General features: G+C 39.4%; 17 protein-coding genes and 4 tRNA genes. 14 read left to right on the top strand and 7 right to left on the bottom strand.

The features are described 5' to 3' along the window. Window position 1: 1 nt before the first annotated feature. The 5 genes from WMO31_RS08835 to WMO31_RS08815 all read left to right on the top strand — a co-directional run bounded on the left by WMO31_RS08835 (window position 2) and on the right by WMO31_RS08815 (window position 9132). Window positions 2-805, top strand: a complete 804-nt coding sequence (locus WMO31_RS08835) for an ABC transporter ATP-binding protein (RefSeq protein ID WP_117979311.1) — start codon at window positions 2-4, stop codon at window positions 803-805. A 626-nt stretch (window positions 806-1431) separates the two neighbouring features. Continuing rightward, the gene (locus WMO31_RS08830; protein ID WP_367999543.1) at window positions 1432-7293 is read left to right on the top strand and encodes an InlB B-repeat-containing protein; all 5862 of its coding nucleotides are present in this window, start codon (window positions 1432-1434) and stop codon (window positions 7291-7293) included. 65 nt (window positions 7294-7358) lie between these two features. Beyond that, the gene (locus WMO31_RS08825) at window positions 7359-7484 is read left to right on the top strand and encodes a hypothetical protein (RefSeq protein ID WP_270204139.1); all 126 of its coding nucleotides are present in this window, start codon (window positions 7359-7361) and stop codon (window positions 7482-7484) included. A gap of 4 nt (window positions 7485-7488) precedes the next feature. Then, the gene (locus tag WMO31_RS08820) at window positions 7489-8364 is read left to right on the top strand and encodes a leucine-rich repeat protein (protein WP_367999542.1); all 876 of its coding nucleotides are present in this window, start codon (window positions 7489-7491) and stop codon (window positions 8362-8364) included. Window positions 8365-8418: 54 nt separating this feature from the next. After that, window positions 8419-9132: a hypothetical protein gene (locus WMO31_RS08815; protein ID WP_367999541.1), complete on the top strand. Its 714-nt coding sequence runs from the start codon at window positions 8419-8421 to the stop codon at window positions 9130-9132. A 47-nt stretch (window positions 9133-9179) separates the two neighbouring features. On the opposite strand, the gene WMO31_RS08810 is transcribed toward WMO31_RS08815, so the two are convergent. Next, window positions 9180-10205 (bottom strand): branched-chain amino acid aminotransferase, encoded by a 1026-nt coding sequence (locus WMO31_RS08810; RefSeq protein WP_015524014.1) that lies wholly within the window; start codon window positions 10203-10205, stop codon window positions 9180-9182. Between the two features lie 280 nt (window positions 10206-10485). Here WMO31_RS08810 and WMO31_RS08805 point away from each other — a divergent pair, with 280 nt between their 5' ends. The 9 genes from WMO31_RS08805 to WMO31_RS08765 all read left to right on the top strand — a co-directional run bounded on the left by WMO31_RS08805 (window position 10486) and on the right by WMO31_RS08765 (window position 15285). Then, window positions 10486-11586, top strand: coding sequence for an AAA family ATPase (locus tag WMO31_RS08805; protein ID WP_367999540.1), 1101 nt, complete (start codon window positions 10486-10488; stop codon window positions 11584-11586). A gap of 122 nt (window positions 11587-11708) precedes the next feature. Then, window positions 11709-11785: transfer RNA gene (locus WMO31_RS08800), tRNA-Arg, on the top strand. Between the two features lie 6 nt (window positions 11786-11791). After that, window positions 11792-11868 (top strand) — tRNA-His (locus WMO31_RS08795). A 3-nt stretch (window positions 11869-11871) separates the two neighbouring features. Then, window positions 11872-11947: transfer RNA gene (locus tag WMO31_RS08790), tRNA-Lys, on the top strand. A gap of 65 nt (window positions 11948-12012) precedes the next feature. Then, window positions 12013-12087, top strand: a tRNA-Gln gene (locus WMO31_RS08785). Window positions 12088-12309: 222 nt separating this feature from the next. Continuing rightward, complete coding sequence (locus tag WMO31_RS08780) at window positions 12310-14067, top strand: 1-deoxy-D-xylulose-5-phosphate synthase (RefSeq protein ID WP_367999539.1); 1758 nt, start codon at window positions 12310-12312, stop codon at window positions 14065-14067. Window positions 14068-14114: 47 nt separating this feature from the next. Further along, window positions 14115-14438, top strand: coding sequence for a carboxymuconolactone decarboxylase family protein (locus tag WMO31_RS08775; protein ID WP_155130021.1), 324 nt, complete (start codon window positions 14115-14117; stop codon window positions 14436-14438). A gap of 80 nt (window positions 14439-14518) precedes the next feature. Beyond that, a complete protein-coding gene (locus WMO31_RS08770) occupies window positions 14519-14842 on the top strand; it encodes a hypothetical protein (protein WP_367999538.1) in 324 nt (107 codons plus the stop codon). 8 nt (window positions 14843-14850) lie between these two features. Continuing rightward, a complete protein-coding gene (locus WMO31_RS08765; protein ID WP_046432878.1) occupies window positions 14851-15285 on the top strand; it encodes a hypothetical protein in 435 nt (144 codons plus the stop codon). A 92-nt stretch (window positions 15286-15377) separates the two neighbouring features. Here the strand turns inward: WMO31_RS08765 and WMO31_RS08760 are convergent, their stop codons facing one another. The 6 genes from WMO31_RS08760 to WMO31_RS08735 are packed head-to-tail and all read right to left on the bottom strand — an operon-like array spanning window position 15378 to window position 20670. Then, window positions 15378-16040 (bottom strand): V-type ATP synthase subunit D, encoded by a 663-nt coding sequence (locus WMO31_RS08760; protein WP_101029317.1) that lies wholly within the window; start codon window positions 16038-16040, stop codon window positions 15378-15380. A 28-nt stretch (window positions 16041-16068) separates the two neighbouring features. Next, window positions 16069-17448, bottom strand: a complete 1380-nt coding sequence (locus WMO31_RS08755) for a V-type ATP synthase subunit B (protein WP_021882860.1) — start codon at window positions 17446-17448, stop codon at window positions 16069-16071. Between the two features lie 18 nt (window positions 17449-17466). Next, window positions 17467-19221, bottom strand: coding sequence for a V-type ATP synthase subunit A (locus tag WMO31_RS08750; protein ID WP_046432888.1), 1755 nt, complete (start codon window positions 19219-19221; stop codon window positions 17467-17469). Between the two features lie 42 nt (window positions 19222-19263). After that, window positions 19264-19860, bottom strand: a complete 597-nt coding sequence (locus WMO31_RS08745; protein WP_367999537.1) for a V-type ATP synthase subunit E — start codon at window positions 19858-19860, stop codon at window positions 19264-19266. Between the two features lie 39 nt (window positions 19861-19899). After that, window positions 19900-20208 (bottom strand): V-type ATP synthase subunit F, encoded by a 309-nt coding sequence (locus WMO31_RS08740; protein ID WP_015524005.1) that lies wholly within the window; start codon window positions 20206-20208, stop codon window positions 19900-19902. A gap of 36 nt (window positions 20209-20244) precedes the next feature. Beyond that, on the bottom strand, window positions 20245-20670 hold the full coding sequence (locus tag WMO31_RS08735) for an ATP synthase subunit C (protein WP_015524004.1): 426 nt from the start codon (window positions 20668-20670) through the stop codon (window positions 20245-20247). Window positions 20671-20689 lie beyond the last annotated feature (19 nt).

Genomic DNA, 20689 nt, shown 5'->3' with positions numbered 1-20689 from the left:
AATGCTTGAAATCAAGAATGTATGGAAAACCTTTAATAAAGGCACAGTAAACGAAAAGCAGGCACTCTGCGGAGTTAATCTCACCCTCAATGACGGCGATTTTTGTACGGTAATCGGCGGCAACGGTGCAGGTAAGTCAACAACTCTCAACGCAATTGCGGGCGTGTGGCCTGTTGACTGCGGTCAGATTCTCATTGACGGCAAGGATATTTCCGCATTGCCCGAGCATAAAAGAGCGCCGTACCTCGGCAGAGTATTTCAGGACCCGATGACAGGCACGGTAGCCGATATGGAAATTATAGAAAACCTCGCAATTGCCGCAAGACGAGGCAAAAAAAGAGGACTTTCGTGGGGCGTAAAGGCTGACGAAAGACTCCGTTACCGTCAGATGCTTGCAGAGTTCGACCTCGGACTTGAGGACAGAATGTCATCAAAAGTAGGACTTCTCTCTGGCGGTCAGCGTCAGGCAATAACACTCCTTATGGCAACAATCAAAAAGCCAAAGCTTCTCCTGCTTGACGAGCATACAGCCGCCCTTGACCCGAAAACAGCCGCAAAGGTGCTTGAGCTTTCCGACAAAATTATTGCCGAAAACAACCTTACGGCACTTATGGTAACTCATAATATGCATGACGCAATTACTCACGGCAACCGTCTTATTATGATGAGTGACGGCAAAATTATCCTCGATATCTCAGGTGAAGAAAAGAAAAATCTTACGGTTGAACACCTCCTCGAGATGTTTGAAAAAGCAAGCGGTTCAAAGCTTGAAAATGACCGTATGCTTTTAAGTAAGGATAAATAATCAAAAATCATATAATCTCAAACAAAATGTCCGACACCGTAGTCGGGCATTTTTATTTGTATATTAAACTATGCACGGTTATCCGTAGCGGTGTCCGTCGGACTGCCGTCACGCAAAGGCGGAAAATTTTCCGTCAAACAGATTTTATAATGTTACTGTACAACATTCAAATATTGAACTTTCAGCAAAATAACATTATCAAATTTGTAACACACGGCATAACAATTTCTTAATCGGAATAATTAAAAACACCGATATATAGACGAATTCTACAAAAAACGCACCATAACTTGTGCATAACATAAAATTATCTTGTCAAAACGGCAAAACTGAATGTAAAAACAAACACAAAACTATCACATTAAACAAACACAATAAAATTATTGCAACCTAATTGAAAAAATCAATCTAAAATGGTATAATCTACTATAAAGAATATGGGTTAGTGTTCACATTTTGACTGAAACAGGTTAAGAATACAATTTTCGGCTGAATTCTCGTTGTTTTTTGTAAATTAACTTCAAAATTCCGTGGCTTTGCCGATTATGTTTCACCGTTGGTCAGGCGGTAAAGGTCGAACCCGAACCTAACCAAAACCAAAATATTCGGTTATGGAGGTAATAATTATGAAAACAAAAATTTCTCATTTAGGCAGAAGCACTGTTTCCGTCATCCTTGCGGTAATGATGCTCCTGTCAACAATGCTTATCGGTACTATAAGTGTCAATGCGGCTGATTATTTTACAGTTGGAGATACTTTATATTTGGATATTTCAGATGCAAATTATGATGCTACTGCGGATAATGCTGAGTTTTACATAAAATTTTATGAAAAAGGTACTGATAGTTTTAGTTGGTCGAAACTTAGCCAAATTGAAAACAGCAAAGTATATTCTGGTACAGTTCCGAATGGAGAATGGAATCAAGCTGTATTTACAAGGGTTAATGGTAAGGCTTTTAACTCTGAGCAAAATTGGGACAGCAGTAATATTTACTCAAGTGCTGATACAACAATAGCTGATAAGGGCGATAAGAACTGTTGGTCACTTAATAATGGAGATATGAAAGGAACTTGGACAATCTATTCAGGCGGTTCAGGCGGTGGTTCGACATCTACCGACTACTACATTGCAGGTAGATTTAAAACCAAATGGAATGCGGATACCACTGAATATAAGTTTACCGAGTCATCTGAACAGAAAGGTCTTTATTATTATGATACAGAAGAAACGGTTGCTTCACTTTCCGGACAGATACCTGAAGGCATATATGGTAATTATGACAGGTACTTCTATATCCGTTCTAGTAAAGGTAAATATTTGACTTCTGACGATAAAGCAGGTCACAGTTTTCAAAATAATAAGAATAGTCAAAATTATTTAACGCTTGTTACTAATGATGACACGCCGGAAAAAAGACTTATAAAATTTAGTGATCCTTCTGATCCATCTAATGACAAAGTAACTATTTGGCTTGATACTACTAATAACGATATGCGGTTGTATTATACAGCTGGCTCTGAATCTTCGCTGACCCCTGTAGCACAAAGCGTATCACTTACAGCAAGTTCCTCACCGGTTCAAGTAGGTACAGAAGTTACACTTACTGCTTCTTTAAATGATAGAGCAACCGGTTTAAATGATACCGATGTAACTTATAAATTTGAGCAAACAAGCGGTGCAACAGTAACAGGTACTCCTAATGGAAACACCTATAAATTCACCCCTGCTACAGCAGATGATTATACATTTAAAGTTACCGCTTCTGCTGCGAATTATAGTTCAGTTACGAATACAGTAAAGGTTACTGCTACTTCTGATTCGTCTGATAAGTATGCTATCCATGTTAAGCTTGCGGACAATGTTAGTTCATATAGCTTTTCACTTTGGGCATATGGAGCTCCAAATAATACTAATGCATATGGCTATAATAACTGGGATTCTAAGGAAACTTTTACTATTAATGACCATGAATGGCATGATTATCCATTCATAAACACTATTAGTAACTGGAACCTTATTATTTTTAATAATGGTACTGAAAAAAAATATGATGGTCAATACAATAGTGATCTTTGGGTTACTGTTAAGGGCGGTAATAATTATGATGTTTCTACAATAGCCCCAACAAAATACACTGTAACTTATGGTGTGAATGGTGTCAATGGTACTCTTAGTGCCACAGGCGTATCTAGCTCAGGTTCTACTGTAAATAGTGGCACAAAGGTAACCTTTACAGCAAACCCAAACAAAGGCTACGCAGTAGAGGGTTGGTACAACGATGCTGAATGTACTAAAAAAATTGAATCTGCAGGAACTAATAAGACTTATACGGTAACAGTAAATGCAGATACCAATGTATATGTAAAATTCCATACCGCAGAAACATACACAGTAACATTCAGTTCAAGCGACGAAACATACGGTACTATTTCTGCAACGAACGGAACAACTCCACTCACTTCCCCTGCAACAGTAACCGAGGGCGATACAGTAACATTCACTGCAAAACCAAAGGATGGCTACGCTCTTTCCGGTTGGATTGTAAACGGTGTATCAGCTTCTTCAACAGCTAATCCGTATACAATTACAGTCAACAGCAACACAACCGTAGTCGCTAACTTTAAAGTAGAAGATTCAGGTACAATCGTGAATGATATGTACTTTTTGTATGGTAGCAAGAACGACCCAAGAAATTGGGAAGGACAGCAGGGATATAATAATCCGGAATACGGAAAGTACAATGTTTATGAAAAAGACGGAAAATATATAGTAACTCTTAATGAAAAACATTATAAAGAACTGTATTTTGCTTTTTCAAAGGATGATTCCTATGTTAATATGGAGCCAAATACAGGTCTCGAAGCTGTAAATTCAGATAATCCTGAAGGCTTAGGACTTGTCGACGCTAAAAAACCGGACTATTATGTGGGATCGGTTAAATATTTATTCGGTAAAATGAGCATTGTAGGTGAAAATTCTGAATATATCGGAGATATAAAAATCATCTACGACCCGACTGCTAAAACATATACGGTAAAAGCTACCAAAGATAGTGCTTCTGATACAACCGTAAATATTACAGGTAAAGACGGTACAATTCGTGCGGGCTTTACTAATACTGGTGATAAAAAAACTACCGCTGTTTTAGGTGATACAACTCTTTCAATAACAACTCCTGATGATAAAATAATTACTGCATCTGATTCATACAAGATTGATGGTAAAAATCGTGCTGTTACTGCTAAGAAAGTTCCTTATGGCTCAACAGTAACCGTTACAACCACAATTAACCCTGACGCAACCTTTGCAGGTCACAATGGCAGTGATTACTATGTTAAGGGATTCAGCGTAAACGGTATCTTTGGTGGAGTTCTTTCACAGACTGAAGGTAAAAATCATAGTAGTGATGTATATACTTATACTTTTGAAGTAAATCAAGAGATTTATGGTTCAAAGCTTGAAATCACTCCTGTGTATTTCCTCAAAAATGATGATAACTGCGTATATTTCTACATCGAGAACTACGATTCTGCAAAACAAATTTGGGGCAATACTCCTTCATGTTATGTATATTATGGTAGTGGTACTACAACATTAGAAGCATTAGGCTATTACCCCGGACAACCAATGGTTGACTACAACGGTTCTATCTTTACTCAGATTCCTAAATTTATAGTCAATGGTGATACCACAGAAAAAATTACAGGTATGACGCTTAATAACTATGTTTGGGACGATGTTCATAGAGATTATAACGGTAAAAATCAAAAAAGTGATAATGCACAGACATACGACTACGATGATTTTGTTAAGATAGCTGAGAGCGGTGCTGCTGCTGATAACATTATTTATCGTTTTAAGTATAATGAATTCGATAATGAACCGGCTGATACATTTGCTGCTTCTAAAGCTGATGCTGCCGGTTGGGAAGTATTCCTTGACTACCAGAATTATCCGACAGATATTTTTGGCAATAAAATTGGTACAGAGAAGCTTGACTATAAGGACACTCAGAGTGTAACCAGTAAGGATAATTACCTGTCAATTATTTCGGACGGTTACCAGAATAACTACATCGGTAAATATGCAACTGCTTGGAGCATTTATAACAAGGCTGGCGATAGAGTGGCTACTATTCCTTCATCAGCTCTCTTGTATGCCCTTGGCAAGTCCGATGAGCAAATGGAAACTGCCATTGGTTCTGAATCAACTCCTACTGACTTCCTCCCCGGCAAGACAGATAGAGATTCTTATTGGGCAACATTTAAAACCTTATATAATGATTATAAAGGTGTTTATGCTCAGATTAACTTTGAGGCAGCTATCAAAGGCGGTGACGATTATGGCAATCGTCTTGACGGTCGTTGGTACTATTCTCAGAGTAAACAGAAAATCACCGGTGAAATCAAGATTCAGTATGCAAATACTCTTGATGACTACAAAGTAGGCGGTTTCCATGAAGATACATTTGCTGATGAAGATGCTTCATCAATTGTCGGTACGACAACAGGAGCAAGTGCATACTTTACCGATCCAGCGGATAGAGTAAGAAAACTTGAAACTTTTGCTGATAATACTCAGGATTATAAGTTTGAAGTTAATGCAACTTCAACTGCAGTATACACATTTGTTGGTTGGTACCGTCTTATTGATGGTGATTACAAGGCAATCAATCCTTCAGATATGAGTAGTTTGACAGGTGCAGTTACACGAAATTCAGATGTAACGCTTGTTGCTCGTTATATCAAAACCCCGGGCGGTTCAATGACCTTCCACCATTCATTGTACAACGGAACAAATGCAGGCGGAGGTAAAGCCACTCCCGAAATTCAGGTTGTTGTTAAAAACAACGAGGGTAAATCTCTTTATGATTCAGGCAGGATTGCCGGCACAGCTTCAATCGATAAGACTAAGATTGCTGAATTAGCAGCGCAAACAGGTCTTACTGTAACTGTTACTCTTTACACAACAACAAAGAACCTTTATAATTTCAATGGTTACTATTCTGCTGAAAACACAACAGATATAACTGCTTTTAATCCTACTACTGGTTTTACAACAAATGTTAGCGGAGACAGAACAGAAGGTCTTGTAACTACATCAGAATATACGTTCTCGTTTAATGAATACTATAATAAGTATGCAAGCACTCTTACTGCTGCTGATGCGGGAACAGTATATTATAATTTCTATTCTGACATTACTTCTATTAAAGTACCGTATAAGGTTCAGTTCTCTTATACTGACAGAATGGGTAATCAAAAGTATTACAACAAGGCAGGTTATGTTGATCCCGAAAACACTTCATCATACACATTTGATGAGAATGCTACTAATGTTGAAGGTGTGGAATCACATTCTGTAAAGGTAACTCTTACAAATAGCTTTATCCTTTCTCTTGCACCGTATGAGTCAAACTTTACAAAGAATCTTACTTGGAATGAGACTCCTGATAGCAATACCGCTTTCGATTCATCAGATAGTAAGTCAATAGCATCAGCTGTTGTTAATTCAACTCAGTCAGACAGAACAATCCACCTTAATGTTTTCCGTGATAAGGATACTAATGAACCTACTTCTTCTAATAACGAAAACGGTAATTTTGAACTTTTCACAAAAAATGGTTCATCTGAATTACCTTATAATTCATTGTTCTATACAAAAAATTCTGACGGAACTTATACTTATGATATCACTGCTCCGAAAACATATACAGATAAAGGTAAAACACTTCAGTTTATGTATTGGGCAATCTACTCCGATCCGGGATGTAATAATCTTGTCATTAAAGCATACAACATCGACGGTGGATTCAGCTATGTATCATATGACAACTATTGGATAGTTCCTGTTTATGGAGAAAGCTCAACTCCAGTTGCATCTGTTAAGGAAGTTTCTACTTCAACTCAGTTTATGGAAGTAACAAGAAATCAGTGGACAGCTGGTAATGCTGACAGCTTCAACGGATTTGACGCTGATAGTATGACTACACTTGATAAAACTGAAGATTTCATTAAGGGTAACGGTGAAGACAAGCTTTACGCTGACTTTGTACTTAACTTCTTCTATAATGGCAAACAGCTCAATGTATTTGATCCTAACAGCAGTAAGGTTCAGACTGGTATTGTGATGCAGAAGTTAGAGTTAGAAAAAGATTCCATTGGTGTAGGTTACAATACTGATATGAAGTACTACGCTGATAAGTACACTGCTGACCTTTCCATGGCAGCTGAAGATGCTAAAAGTAAAATTTTGACTGGTGAATCAAGTATTGAGTCGCTCACAAAACAAATCAATAATAACAGACTTAATAATAAGAACAGACTTCAGTATTTTGCTCGTTTCAATAATACCGAAGCTAATGCAAATTGTGTTTATAGAGTTTACACTTATATTAAGTATGTTAATGAATCAAATGAAACTGTTGTTGAACTTGGTGATCCTATCTACTTTACACTCTATGATATTGCGAACGCAACAGTTTAATTTTAAATTTATTGTGTGCAACAGACAATACTGTTGCACACATAAAATTTAGGAAGGAGTTATTTATGAAAAAAGAGTATTCTTCTCCTGAATTTGAATTAGTAAAATTTAAATTCGAGGATATAATTTTGACCGGTAGTCTTGATGATACTCCTGAGGCTACTAAGAGTGATGGTGACGATTGGGGGTAATGATATGAAAAATACATATTGTTTAAAATCCCTAAAACGCTTTTCCGGATTGTTATTATCTGTATTTTTTATTATTATTTCTACATTTCAAATTTCTGCGGCTTCATATGAAACCGACGGCTTTGTATATTCTGTTTCTGACGGTAATGCGAACGTAACCGGATATAAAGGTGATAAGACCGATATTGTTCTTCCGCTTAAGCTTCAAAGCTGGTCTGTATCGGAAATTTCTGATTTTGCCTTTGTGGGAAAGACCGCAATAACATCGATCAGTCTTAACGAAGCAAGATATCTTAGAAGAATCGGTACTGATTCTTTTTACGGTTGTACTTCGCTTGAATCAATTTCAATTCCTATCTGGGTGAGAGATTTTGGTGCTGCCGTGTTTCAGAATTGCACAAGTTTGAAATCTGTTACCTTTAACTGTGTGCCGAGTAAAATTACCGATCAGATGTTCTACAATTGTACTTCTTTAGACAAGGTATATTTACCTGCCGGTACAAGTGCGATTGGTAAGAGTGCTTTTGCTGAATGTGCATCACTGTCAGAGGTGTTTATTCCTACATCCGTGACTTCTATTGCTTCTAACGCTTTCAGAACCTCTCCGAATGTAACAATCAAGGGCAGTTACGGTTCTTATGCCGAGGAATATGCAAAGGCTAACAATATTCCGTTTGAGGGCATTTCTGCTTATGATGTCGGTGATGTTAATATGGATGGCAGGATTGATATTTTAGATGCAACTCTTATCCAGAAGTATGTTGTCGGTATTGTTGAACTTTCGGCAGAACAAAAACATCTTGCCGATTATAACAACGACGGTGACATCACAGTAATTGACGCAACGGAAATTCAGAAGTTTATCGTTCATTTAAACTAACCAATAAAAAAACAGGCTCACTTTTTGTGAGTCTGTTTTATTTCGGAGGACGCTTTGCCAAAATATTTAATTGCTGATTTTATCGTTGAAATTGAACCAAAATTTGATTACTTAAAAAAATTGTGCGAACCGTTTTTGTATGAAGGGGAGAGAAGTGCAGATTTTTCCGCAATACCGTCAGACTCATACTTAAATTCCCTGTTGAGCCGTATGGTTGAAGGTTCAACCATTGATGAAGCCGAAGAATTTGCAACGGCGTCAATTTTTAACCGCAAAATAATTCACCGTGGCGCTATGCTTGTGCATTCCTCGGCACTCGTTTTTGACGGAAAAGCGTATTTGTTTTCCGCCGATTCAGGTGTCGGCAAATCCACTCATACAAAGATGTGGTTGAAAAGATTCGGCTCAAAAGCTCATATTCTCAATGACGATAAGCCTGTTGTAAAAATTAAAAACGAAGTCCCGCTATGCTGCGGAACTCCGTTTGACGGCGGAAGCGGAATTGCTAACAACGAAACCGTTCCCATAGGTGCTATAATATTCATAGAACGCTCAGTCGATAATTTTGTTACAATTCCCGACACAAATGAGATTGTACAAAGGCTTTACAAATCAACAGTCAAATTTGTGAATAAGTCAGACGGAATGTCTTTGCTCTCAAATCTCGATAATCTTATTCGGCATACAAAATTTTATGTACTGCATTGCAATACAGATGATTCTGCCGTGGATGTTGCCTACAACAATATAATTAAAAACTGCAAATAAAAGACGGTCTGTTCTCGCAGACCGTCTTGTTATATGTATAAAATTGATTACTTGATTTCCTTAATCCAGCCTTCGGGAGCTTCGATTCTGCCCATCTGAATACCTGTAAGTGTATCGTAAAGCTTCTTTGTAATCGGACCCATTTCATCCATACCGCTCGGGAAACAAATTTCCTTGCCGTGGTCGTTAATTTTGCCGACAGGTGAGATTACGGCAGCTGTACCGCAAAGACCGCATTCTGCAAAGTCCTTAACTTCATCAAAGTAAACTTCTCTTTCTTCAACCTCAAGACCAAGATAATGCTCAGCAACATACATAAGTGAGCGGCGGGTAATTGAGGGGAGAATGCTGTTAGACTTTGGAGTAACAACCTTGTTGTCCTTTGTTACAAAAATAAAGTTAGCACCGCCTGTTTCTTCAACCTTAGTTCTTGTAGCGGCGTCAAGATACATATTTTCGTCAAAACCTTCTGCATGAGCAGTAACAATAGCGTGAAGGCTCATTGCATAGTTAAGTCCTGCCTTGATGTGACCTGTGCCGTGAGGAGCAGCTCTGTCAAAGTCTGAAACCTTAATTGTAATAGGCTTTGCACCGCCCTTGAAGTAAGGACCTACAGGAGTGGTAAATACTCTGAACTGATATTCTGCCGACGGCTTAACACCGATTACAGGACCGCTGCCGAACATATACGGACGAATATAAAGTGTTGCGCCTGTGCCGTACGGAGGAACATAATCTGCATTTGCCTTAACAACATTGCAAACAGCCTCAACAAACTTTTCTTTTGGAAATACAGGCATCTCAAGACGCTTACAGCTGTCCTCCATTCTCTGTCCGTTAAGATCAGGTCTGAACACAACAATTCTGCCGTCACAGGTAGTGTACGCTTTCATACCCTCAAAGCAAGTCTGAGCATACTGCAAAACGCCTGCACATTCGCTGATAGTAATTGTGGTGTCGGCTGTCATACTGCCGTTGTCCCACTTACCGTCTTTATAATTAGCTACAAATCTTTCACCGATGGGCATATAACCGAAGCCAATGTTTGCCCAGTCAATATTCTGCTTTTCCATCATAAATACTTCCTTTCAATATAAGAAAAAACCTCATTGGTTATACACATATTTTAGCACTTTAATACGCAACTTGTCAATGTTATAACAGCATATTTCACCGTTTTTATGATAATTTATACGCTTTTTAATGTATAATATGAATTTTACTGCATAAGAAACTTTCATTTTGCCGATATTATCTTTTAAAGGGGAAAAACAAACAACAATGTTCTTCTACAGAATAAAAAAATTACTGTTGGGATATATACTTAATTTAATAAGTTACATGGGTGATTTTATGGCTGAAGTTGTAAAAATAGTATTGACGGGAGGACCCTGCGGCGGCAAGACTTCCGCATTAAAATATATCAGCGAAGAGCTTAAAAAGCTTAATATTCCTACAATTACAATCGGTGAGGTTGCAAGCAGATTGTTTAGTGAGGGTAAAACCCCCGAAAATGTCGGCTCTTATGAATTTCACAGAGAACTGTTTGAAATTCAGCTTGCTGAGGAGAATGAAAAAACGCAAATTGCCAAAAATATGGATTGTGAAAAGGCGGTTTTACTTTTTGACAGAGGATTGCTTGACAGCAGAGCATATGTTACGGAAGATGAGTTTGCAAAGTATGCAGGTATTCATAATTTGAATGAAGATGTAATACGAAATTCTTATGACGCAGTATTTCATCTTGTGACTTCCGCAGACGGTGTAGAAGAGTATTACGGAAAAGAAACCAATATTTTCCGCAGGGAAGAAAGTCTTGAAAAAGCAAGAGAAGTTGACACAGATGTTATGGCTGTGTGGACAGGCACACCGCATCTCAGAATTATTGATAATTCGACCGACTTTGATACTAAGCTGAAAAGACTTCTCAAGGAGGTTGTCGCATTTCTCGGAATTCCGAAACCACTTGAAATTGAAAGAAAATTTTTGATTGAATATCCTGATATTGAATTTTTGAACAGCATAAAAACCTGTCGCAGAATTCCTATTACACAGGCATACCTCACTACTCCCGAGGAAGGATATTTCAGAATCCGCAAAAGGGGAGAGGGTGACAAGGCTGTATATATCAAAACTGTAAAAATCAAAATATCGGATATTAAGCGGATTGAAATTGAAAATTATATTTCAAAAGAACAATATGACTCGTACCTTGTTCAAAGGCAGTATGTTACAGGCGTCATCAGTAAAGACAGATATTGCATTGTTGACAACAGCACCTACTGCGAACTTGATGTTTATCCGTTCTGGAATGACAGGGCAACAATAGAAATTGAATTGCTTAGTGAAGATCAGCGGTATCAACTTCCTAAGTTTGTAAAGCTTATAAGAGAGGTTTCGTCTGAACCCGATTACAGGAATCTTGCACTTGCTCAGAAATACGGAAAGCCGTAATTTGGCGGATTTTGTCCGAAAAAAACTTTTTAAAAATTAAATATGAAAAAAATTCAAAAAAGTGTTGACAAATATGCCGTATATGGGTATAATATAAAGGCTGACTGAGGTCAGCAACTGATGCGCCAATAGCTCAGCTGGATAGAGCAACTGCCTTCTAAGCAGTAGGTCAGGGGTTCGAGTCCCTTTTGGCGCGCCACTTATGGTGGGATTAGCGTAGTTGGTTAACGCGCCAGTTTGTGGCACTGGAGACCGCCGGTTCGAATCCGGCATTCCACCCCATTTGACTCATTAGCTCAGTTGGCAGAGCACTTGACTTTTAATCAAGGTGTCCGGAGTTCGAATCTCCGATGGGTCACCAACAGCCGCTGAAGAAATTCTTTGGCGGCTTGTTTTTTTAATAATCAATAAAAGTAGAATATATACTGAGCCGTCGCCAAGCGGTAAGGCAACGGACTTTGACTCCGTCACCCGTGGGTTCGAATCCCGCCGGCTCAGCCATGAAACAGGCACTTGCAATTATGTAAGTGCCTGTTTCAATTATAGTTATCTGTCGAGGGTTATGCTATTGCGTTGTAACGATATACATAAAAAAAGAATGCAAAAGATAAATTTTTTAAAAATACTCTTGACCTAAAGTTAGCTTGAGGTTATATAATATAGCTAAAGAGAGATATCTCTGATTTATATTTAAAATTTATATGATAAGGAGCTCTGATTACGATGTATATTGAAAAAATAAACGGACCGCAGGATGTTAAGAAACTCAGTATTGATGAACTTAACGCTCTTGCATCGGAGATGCGTGACGCTTTACTTCACCGTGCAAGTGTTCACGGCGGTCATTTCGGCCCGAATTTCGGTATTGTAGAGGCAACAATTGCCCTTCATTATGTTTTTGATTCACCACAGGACAAGTTTGTATTTGATGTTTCACACCAGTCATATCCGCATAAAATCCTTACAGGCAGAAAAGAGGCATATATTGCGCAGGATCATTACGATGATGTAACAGGCTATACAAGCCCCATAGAGAGCGAACACGATATGTTTACTGTCGGTCATACATCAACCTCTGTCAGCCTTGCCTGCGGACTTGCAAGGGGCAGAGATGTAACAAACGGCAAGGGTAATGTTATTGCACTCATCGGTGATGGCTCAATCAGCGGCGGTGAGGCTCTTGAAGGTTTTAATGTTGCCGGTGAAATGGATTCTAACCTGATTATTATAGCAAATGATAACCAAATGTCGATTGCAGAAAATCACGGTGGACTTTATAAAAATCTCAAACTTCTTCGTGACACAGACGGCAAGGCTGAATGTAATCTTTTCAAGTCAATGGGGCTTGATTATGTATATGTCAAGGACGGCAACAATATTGAAGAGCTTATCAAGACTTTTAAGTCTGTAAAAGACATTGATCATCCTGTTGTTGTTCATATTAACACTCTTAAAGGTAAAGGTTATAAGCCTGCTGAAACTGACAAAGAAAGCTGGCATTGGTGTATGCCGTTTGATATTGAAACAGGCAAAACTACTGTTAATTTCCCTGATGAGGAGGACTACAGCTCAATTACAACAGATTATCTTAAAAATAAGATGAAGTCTGACAAGTCAGTTGTGGCGATTACAGCCGGTACTCCGGCACTTTACGGCTTTACTCCTGATGAGAGAAAAGCATTCGGCAGACAGTTTCTTGATGTAGGCATCGCAGAACAGACAGCCGTTGCAATGGCATCTGCTATCGCAAAGAACGGCGGCAAGCCCGTATTCAATGTTTACAGCTCATTCATTCAGAGAACCTACGATCAGCTTTCACAGGACTTGTGCATTGATTCAAACCCTGCAACAATCCTTGTTCAGACTGCATCGGTAAACGGTATGACAGATGTTACACATCTCGGAATTTTTGATATTCCCATGATTTCAAACATTCCTAACCTTGTTTATATCGCTCCTACGACCAAAGAAGATTACCTTGCTGTCCTCGACTGGAGCATTGAGCAGACAGATTACCCTGTTGCAATTCGTGTTCCCGTTGCAGAACTTGTTTCAACAGGCAAGCCTTGCACAAAGAATTTTGCAGAACTTAATAAATATGAAGTTGCTCAGCAGGGCGGTAAGATTGCCGTAATCGCACTCGGATCATTCTATGGAATGGGCGAACAGGCTGCAAAGCTTATTGAAGAAAAAACAGGCACAGCGCCTACTCTTATCAATCCTTACTACATTACAGGCGTTGACACAGAGCTTCTTGAAAGCCTCAAGAAAGACCATGATGTTGTTGTAACACTTGAAGACGGAGTGCTTGACGGTGGTTTTGGTGAGAAGATTGCCCGTTTCTACGGTCCGTCAGATGTTAAGGTTATCAATTTCGGTCTTAAAAAGGAATTCCTTGACAGATATAATCCTGCCGATGTCCTCAAAGAAAACCGCCTCACACCCGAACAGATTGCAGAAGATGCAGTCGCTTTGATTTAAATAATTTTAAAATAACTATTATAAACAAATTTTAGGAGTTGATATCAATGGTAAAACAGACAGCAGGAAGAGATAAACTCGGTGAGTTTGCACCGAAATTTGCAGAAATTAATGACGATGTGCTTTTCGGTGAAGTGTGGAGTAGGGAAGACAAACTTTCACTTCGTGACCGTTCACTTGTTACAGTTGTTGCACTTATGTCACAGGGACTTGTAGATTCTTCTTTTAAGTATCATCTTATGTCAGCCAAAAACAACGGCATTACAAAGGAAGAAATTGCAGAAATCATCACTCATTCCGCATTCTATGTAGGATGGTCAAAAGCTTGGGCAGCTTTCAATATGGCAAAAGAGGTTTGGACAGAAGAATAAAGAGCAGTTGCATATATATTTCTCTTGTGATACAATTAACTGTAGTTATTTTAAATCTTAATTTTTCAAAGGGAAATATTATGAGAAAGACTAAATTTATAATCACCTTGTTAATGGCTGTTCTGATGACTTTTTCATCAGCCTTTTGTGTAAGTGTATCTGCGGCGTCTTCGCCCGATGAGGCGGTGATTTCTGGCAATTATGACGGCATTGAGCCTATTCCCACAGAAAAGCCCGAGGACAAGCCCGTAAAGCACGGCAAGGGCTTTTCAAACGGAGATTACGCCTTGTTCTATACTCAGACAACATTCCTTGCACTTCTTGCAGGATACCTGATTATCTTCAAAGTAAAGGGTACAAAGACAAAAGAGAAAATGCACAGAAGAAAACTTGACCGAAAGTGAAGTGGAATATGAAAATAAGTGAAATATTTTTAACTGTTCTTTTTATTTTTTCGGCACTTTCGTCTTTACTGACCCAAATACCTGTTATAAGAAATTCGATTGTATTTTTTATTCTCTTGTTAGCACAGCTTTTGTTTGTATTTATATTTCATCACAACATAAAGAAAATGAAAATATACGGTACTGTTATTACTGCGCTTGCTGTATCCAACATTATCAACGGTATTATCGCATGGTGTTGGGCGTATCAATCAATTAACAGCATAAGCGTACCAATAAAACAGGGAACGGACATACTTGGAATTGTTATGGCAAAGGCATCATTTGGTATGTTTGCCTACCTTATTTCAGGGATTGCAATAGTTGTTTTTGCAGAATGTATTGTTTCGGTATTTATAAAATACCGAACAAAAAAGAAACAACAGCTTATTCACAACATCTAAAACAAAACGGATTGGCTCAATAAAAATGCCAATCCGTTTTATTATGTTGACACATTAAAACAGCCCGACCAAATTACGGTCGGGCTGATAATTTATGCGCTTTCAGCACTTAATTCTTTAGCTTTTTTCAAAGCAGCATCTTTTTGCTTTTTCTTCTTGATTACCTTGAGTCGGCTGAATTCCTCACGATCCTTTTCGTCAAGTGCGTCGGAAATGAACTTAACTGTTTCCTCAAAACGGGGAATCATAATGTTCTTGAGAGCGTTTGCTCTCTTCTGAGTTTTCTTGATTGAATCGGCAAGGCGGTAAACGCTGTTCTCAATCTCGGCAAGCTCAACTGTAAGATTTTTAACTTCGGTAAATTTCGTATAAACCTTATCAATTGCCGAATTTGTTGTGCGCAGACCGTAGTGTAGGTAGTTATGGTCCTCTCGTTCCTCAATAGTGAGAATCGGAATTTCAACACCCATAACACTTCTTGAATCAAGCTTCAAGCCGTTCTCATAGGGAATAGCGTTAGAAATATCTTCACAAAAGCCGTTGGTAACATTTGCCGTTTGAAGTGCTGTGTAAGCCTCTGCATAAGCGTCATCAATTTTCTGCTGGATTGCGTTTGCATGGTCGATAAGCGTCATCATTTCTCTGATGAGAATGTTACGCTTTCTGTCCAACAGTTCATAGCCGTTTTTGGCGAGTGCAAGGGATTTCTTAGTATTCATAAGATTACCCTTGGTAGGTACTGTCTGTACTGCCATAAATGCTCACACTCCTTTCTTCAAACGATTATTTGTCACCCTTATAGTACTGATCAAGTAAAGCATCGTCAACACGGTCAAGTTCTGCTCTCGGCAATGTTGAAAGCAATTCCCAACCAAGGTCAAGACTCTGTTCAATGCTTCTGTTTTCATTAAAGCCCTGATTAACGAACTTTGATTCAAACAATCTGCCAAACTCAATGTACTTCTTATCAGTAGGAGAAAGCTCCTCTTCACCGATAACAGATGCAAGCGATCTTGCGTCAATTACCTTTGCATAAGAAGCGAAAAGCTGGTTTGCAAGAGGCTGGTGATCGGCTCTTGTATAACCCTCACCGATACCGTCCTTCATAAGACGGGAAAGGGAAGGAAGAACATTAACAGGCGGATACAGTCCCTGTCCCTGAAGTGAACGGTCAAGAACAATCTGTCCCTCTGTAATGTAACCTGTAAGGTCGGGGATAGGATGAGTAATATCGTCGTTAGGCATTGTCAAAATCGGAATCTGTGTAACAGAACCGTTGTGACCTTTAATCATACCTGCACGCTCATAAAGTGATGCAAGGTCAGAATAAAGATAGCCGGGGTAACCCTTTCTGCCCGGAATTTCACCTTTTGATGACGAGAACTCACGAAGAGCCTCGGCATAAGATGTCATATCGGTCATAATAACGAGAATGTGCATATCAAGCTCAAATGCAAGATATTCAGCAATTGTAAGAGCACATCTCGGCGTAAGAGTTCTTTCAATGATAGGATCGTTTGAAAGGTTCAAAAGCATTACAACTCTTGAAAGTACGCCGCTTTCTTCAAAGCTCTTCTTAAAGTATTCTGCAACATCTTTTTGAACACCCATTGCGGCAAATACAACACCAAAGTTAGAGCTGTTTGCACCGCTGATTTTAGCCTGTCTTACAATCTGAACGGCAAGGTCATTATGTTTCATACCTGAGCCGGAGAAGATAGGCAGCTTCTGACCTCTGATAAGAGTCATAAGCGTATCAATGGTTGAAATACCAGTGTTGATGTAGTTTTTAGGATAAACACGGGAAACAGGGTTGATAGGAGTACCGTTGATATTAGCCTTTTTAACAGGAAAAATATCACCGAGTCCGTCAATAGGTTTGCCCGCACCGTCAAGTACACGGCCGATAATTTCAGGGGAAAGAGGCATCTCCATAGGATGACCTGTAAGTCTTGTTCTTGTGTTTTTAAGGCTGATTCTTCTTGTACCCTCAAAAACCTGAACAACTATTCTTTCGCCCTCAATCTGAACGACACGACCCTGACGCATTGTACCGTTATCAAGACGAATGTCAACAATTTCCTCGTTGGAAACGCCCTTAACACCGTCCATAACTATAAGAGAGCCGTTAATTTCTTTAACGCCTACATAATCTATAATCATTATTGCGTTCCCTCCTTATTAAGAAATTGCAGCAAGCTTTTCGTCAATTTCCTTAATGTAATCGTCAAACATTTCAGGCTTGCTGTTAGGAATATCATACTTCATCTTTGTAAGCTTATCAAACAGACCAAGGTTAAGAATCTTGGAAAGCGGAATATTCTGAGCGACTATATCCTTAGCTTTGGCATGAAGATGAAGAATGGTTTTCATCATAAGCTTTTGCTTTTCAAGCGGAACATAAGTATCATCGGCATGGAAAGCGTTCTGTTGTAAGAAACCGACACGAATTACTCTTGCTGTTTCAATTACAAGCTTCTGGTCATCGGGGAGTACATCCGAACCGATGAGCTTTACGATTTCCATAAGTGAACTTTCTTCCTGTAAAAGTGCGCTTATTCTGTTTCTGTATTCAATAAAATCCTCACCGAGATTTTCTCTGAACCACGGATCAAGGTCGTTAAAATACTCGCTGTAGCTGTCCATCCAGTTAATAGCGGGATAATGTCTTGAATAAGCAAGAGCCTTATCAAGAGCCCAGAAACATCTTGTAAAACGCTTTGTGTTCTGTGTTACAGGCTCAGAGAAGTCTGAACCCTGCGGAGAAACCGCACCGATAAGCGTTACAGAGCCTTCGCCGCCGCTGAGAACCTCGGCACGACCGCCACGCTCATAGAACTCGGCAAGTCTTGAAGGAAGGTACGCAGGGAAACCTTCTTCGGCAGGCATTTCTTCAAGTCGGCCTGAAATCTCACGGAGAGCCTCAGCCCAACGGGATGTTGAGTCAGCCATCATGGCAACATGATAACCCATATCTCTGTAATATTCGCCAAGAGTAATACCTGTGTAAATTGAAGCCTCACGAGCCGCAACAGGCATATTTGATGTGTTGGCGATAAGTACGGTTCTGTCGGTCATAGGACGCTGTGACTTTGGGTCAATAAGCTCTGAGAATTCCTCAAGAACCTGGCTCATCTCGTTACCACGCTCACCGCAACCGACATAGATGATGATATCGGCGTCGCACCATTTTGCAAGCTGGTGCTGAGTCATTGTTTTACCTGTACCGAAACCGCCCGGAATAGCTGCTGTACCGCCCTTTGCAATAGGGAAGAGAGTATCAATAACTCTCTGACCCGTGATAAGCGGAACAGATGATGTAAGTCTTTCCTTAACAGGACGGGAAGTTCTGATTGGCCACTGCTGACAAAGGGTAAGGTTGTGCTCAACGCCTTCGTCATCCTTGATTACAACAACTGTATCAAAGAGCTTGTAGTCGCCGTTGGGATTAACCTTTACTACTTCACCCGAAAGCTCAGGCGGAACCATAAGTCTGTGTTCAATGATAGGAGTTTCGGGGAGAGTAGCGTAAATTTGACCGCCCTCAAGCTTGTCACCGACTTTAACCTTCATTGTAACATTCCACAGCTTCTTGTCATCAAGAGCAGAAACCGAAGAACCACGGTTAATAAACGCACCTGCTTCTTCTTCAATAGCCTTCAGCGGTCTTTCGATACCGTCAAAGATGTTATCAATAATACCGGGGCCGAGAAGAACATTCATAGGAGCACCGGTACCCTCAACGGGATCCCCCGGTTTAAGTCCTGTTGTTTCCTCATAAACCTGAATAGTTGTGATGTCGTCTGTAATACCGATGATTTCACCGACAAGCTTTTGCTTGCCTACATGAACCATTTCCATCATCTCAAAGCTGTCGGTATTTTTTACGGTAACAACAGGTCCGTTTATTCCATATATAACATTGTTGTTTTCCATATTATTACCATCTCTTTCAAAAGAAATTAACAGTCAGCAAGATTAAAGCACACTCAGTCCGGAATTTTCAATAAACCATTCTTTCTGTGCATAGAGCTTGCTGTCAAGAGTTTCATCGGCAACAATATTCATTGCCTTGCAAAAGCCTTTGATTCCGCCGATTTTAATTGATTTGTCGACAACAACCTCGGTGCTTCCTGCAAAAACTGCCTTGATTTTGTCTGAGTTCTTCATATCTCTTTCGTTGACATAAACAACACAGTCGTTGTCTGCAAAAAGCTTAGCAACTTCCTTTGCACTTTTTACAAGGCTGTTTGAGTAATCTGATGTTTTTGTGTATTCAACAAGCTTTTCTTCAGCCTTTTTAAATACGCTTTCAGTCATTTCAGCTCTCTCGAGAAACAGTTTTTTCTGACCTTCCTGAATTTTCTTTGCAAGAATACCCGTCTGTCTGTTTCTTGATTCTTCAAGTTTGTCCTTGATATATTTTTCGCTGTCATGTCTGCCTTTTTCGGTTGCCTCTTTCAGCTTTTCTTCTTTAAGCTGAGCAACCTCTGTTTGCATGGCACTTCTTTGTTCATCAGCATATTTTTTAATGGCTTTCAGAAAGTTATCTGTTTTGTTTTTGGAGTTTTCCATTAAAAATAACCTCCCTGAATAAATTCAGATATGTGATAATTACAGCTTTACGCCGATTGCGTCCTGAACATATTTTGTAATACTGTCCTTGGTTCTTCCGTTACCGTGACGGTCGGGAATTTCAACAATAAGCGGCTGTTTGCGGTTAAGCTTGAGGTCATAAATAAGGTCGGGACAGAGCGAAACAAGTGTTTCCGTAATAAGAATAACTGCAATATCATCCCTGTTCACAGCCTTTTCAAGCTCACTGCGTACCTCATCCTCCTGATGAACAACTACGCCTTCAATACCTGCAAATCTCATACCCATTTTGGTATCGACATTATCACTTATAAGAAAAAATTTCATAATAATCAATCCTTAACGAAACTTAAATCGCTTAAATTATCTTGCAAAGATAAGAAGAATTGAAACGAGCATACCGTAAATAGCGATACCTTCACCAAGTACAACGAAGATGATTGCTTTACCGAATGCCTTAGGATCTTCACTTGTAGCACCGATAGCGGCAGGAGCAGCGTTACCAACGGCAATACCACCGCCGATACATGAAAGACCTGTTGCAAGAGCGGCACCGATATATGCAAGACCGTCAGCCATACCTGATGTAGCTGCAGCGGCATCACCTGTAGCAGCACTTGCTACGATAGGGCATACCATGCAGAATGCAAATACAGCAGCGAATGAGCAAATCTGAGTAAGAACTGTTTTCTTTCTGTTCTTTCCATGCTCAAAAGCCTTTACTGCAAGAATTGCAGACGCACAAAGGAATACTACCGGAACAGCTAACATAATTAAATTGAATAACATAATAATACCTCCAAAAAAT

Origin of the sequence: Ruminococcoides intestinale, assembly GCF_040095935.1 — a bacterium.
Lineage (GTDB): Bacteria > Bacillota > Clostridia > Oscillospirales > Acutalibacteraceae > Ruminococcoides > Ruminococcoides intestinale.
Note: the sequence above shows the minus strand (reverse complement) of the source record. Positions and strands in the feature narration are given on the sequence as shown.